Annotated in this window: 2 protein-coding genes; both read left to right on the forward strand. The window is 32.3% G+C overall.

Going from position 1 to position 2,541, the window contains the following annotated elements:
- The coding region (locus OL233_RS11240; RefSeq protein WP_275472401.1) for a hypothetical protein at positions 1-274 on the forward strand (274 nt) is incomplete at its 5' end.
- A gap of 164 nt (positions 275-438) precedes the next feature.
- Positions 439-2,541: GW domain-containing glycosaminoglycan-binding protein (locus OL233_RS11245; protein ID WP_275472402.1), on the forward strand; the 2,103-nt coding region annotated here is incomplete at its 3' end.

Genomic DNA, 2,541 nt, shown 5'->3' on the forward strand with positions numbered 1-2,541 from the left:
TTATGGTTATGTAGATAAAGATGCAGTATCTAAGCTGACTAGACAAGACGATGATGTAAATGATAGTGAAGAGACAACCCAGACTATAGTCAATAGTGAAGAGACAACTCAGACTGTAGTTAATAGTGAAGAACAGTCTGATTCGTCGGAGATAGGTCAAAATCCTAAAGAATCGAATGAAACAGTTAGTTCAGAGAGAAATGAAGTAATTTCTAATAGTTCTTCTGAAGATATAAAACTAAGTGAAAGCGAGTACTCAGAACGAACTAACTAACTAACTAGCCAATAGCTCTTAAGATATTAATTTATCTTAAGAGTTTTTTTGGTTATTTTGATAAGTAGATAGTAATGAAAAGAAAGTTATGTTAATAGAATATAAATATAGAAAACGTTTTATTTGTGATATAATTTATGTACAATATTATTGGAGGAATAGATATGAAAAAACATATGCCATTATTTTTAAGTGTTATTTTATTTGGTTCATCACTTTGGAGTCCGATTATAGCAGCTTCACAAGATACAGAGACTGTCATAAAGAGTGAGGACATAAAAGGAGACATTAAAAACTCTGAAGATCAAGTATTACAATCAGATACAGGTTTGACAAGTGAGTCGAATTCTCAAAATGAACTAGATAGTTCCGAAGAAATAAAAACTAATGATAAAAATACAGAGAATATTGAAGCACAAGAACAGGATAAAAATGGAATTTTAGAGACAGAAGATATTCATAATGTGGATAAGAAAATAGATCAAGAACGATTCTTACGCAATTTTTTATCAAATCCTGACAATTTGGAAGTTAATCAGTATTTAAATAATCCTGAAAAGTATAAAGAATTACTAGAAGTGATTAAAGAAGATACAGATTATGCTGATGGAACAAGAATGCCAGCTTTTAGATCTTTTTCAAATGAACGTGCAGGTAAAGCTCAAGGAGTTGCCAAGTTTTTAGGTATTTCAAAGGCCGCGTTATTAAGTGAGTTGCAACGTCACGAACATGATAATTACTATTTAGGAACACCTTTTAGAGGACTATGGATTCCTCAAAAAATGTGCATGAGCCCATTGGGTGCACCAAATGAATATGGACCAGGCTTTAATTGTACAGGTTTTGTCGCTACGGCTTTTCAAAAATCAGGAGGTAATTTAGGTAATATTACACGAGTTGCGAATGCATGGGGTGGAGAAGCTAATGCATATAATTGGCGAGATGCATTAAGAGCAAATACTAAATACTATTCATTTAATACTATTCAACAGTTATTAAATAGCGGAAAGGCTGAAAAAGGAGATATCATTTATTTTGAACCTAATTATAATCAGCCAGGGTATGATTCACATATTGGTTTTTTCTGGGGAAGTCGCCCAAATGAAGATAAAATGTGGCATTCTTATAGTAAAAATGAAATCACAAATATTAAGACTGCAAAACAATATACTCAAGTTTATTTATTTAAATTAGAGGATAATAGCTTAACTATTAAAGAATCTAAAAATGTAAACTATGAAGCTGAAGTTGTTACTAAAAATGATGGTGTACGAACACTACCATATGGTATGGATGGTTCGAAAGCATTGGCTATGACAGATAAATATTATGGAAGGTCTTTGCAAGTTGTAAAAGAAGTAACAATGTCTAATGGCACAATTTGGTACCAAGTAAAACAGAATGGTAAAGAGGTAGGCTATATTCCTAAGCACGCGTTTAAACGATATAGAACAATAACTAATCAAAAAAAAGTTAATTATCAAGCAACGGTAACAACTAAGACAGATGGTGTGAGAACGCAACCGTATGGAACAAAAGGGTCGAATTTAATCACATTGACAAAGGATTATTTTGGAAAAGAAGTAACCGTGGTTGAAGAAGCTACGATTTCAAATGGAACTATTTGGTATAAAGTGAAGTTATATGGAGAAGAAATAGGTTATATTGATAAAGTAGCATTTAAAAAATATGCAACGATTGTTAGTCGTGAAAAAGTGAGTTTTAAAGCAAAAGTTGTAACTAAAAATGATGGTGTGAGAACGGAACCGTACGGAACGGCTGATTCAGTCTATTTGGCAATGACAAGTAAATACTATGGTCAAGGAATGGACGTTTATGAAGAAGTAAAAGTTTCAAGTGGGTCTACTTGGTACCATGTCAAACAAAGAAATAAAGAAATAGGATATATTGATAAAGATGCATTTGAAAAATATAATACTATTGTGGAGAAAAAAGTAATTGATTTTGGCGGCATAGTTATTACAAAAAATGACGGTCTGAGAACATTGCCATATGGTATGTATGGCTCAGATTATATAGCGATGTCAAGTAAATATTATGGTCAAGACATGTATGCTAAAGAAGAAGTTAAAGTATCATCAGGGTCAATATGGTATAAAGTAGAACAAAATGGAAAAGTGTTAGGATACTTAGATCGTGATGCTTTAAGAGCCTTTTATACAGTAGTGGCCCGTGAGAAAGTAGACTACAAAGCGGAAGTAGTTAGTAAAAATGACGGTATTAGAAGTAATCCTTACGGAACAGAA

The sequence above is a fragment of the Vagococcus proximus genome (assembly GCF_029143285.1).
In the GTDB taxonomy this organism is placed as follows: Bacteria; Bacillota; Bacilli; order Lactobacillales; family Vagococcaceae; genus Vagococcus_D; species Vagococcus_D proximus.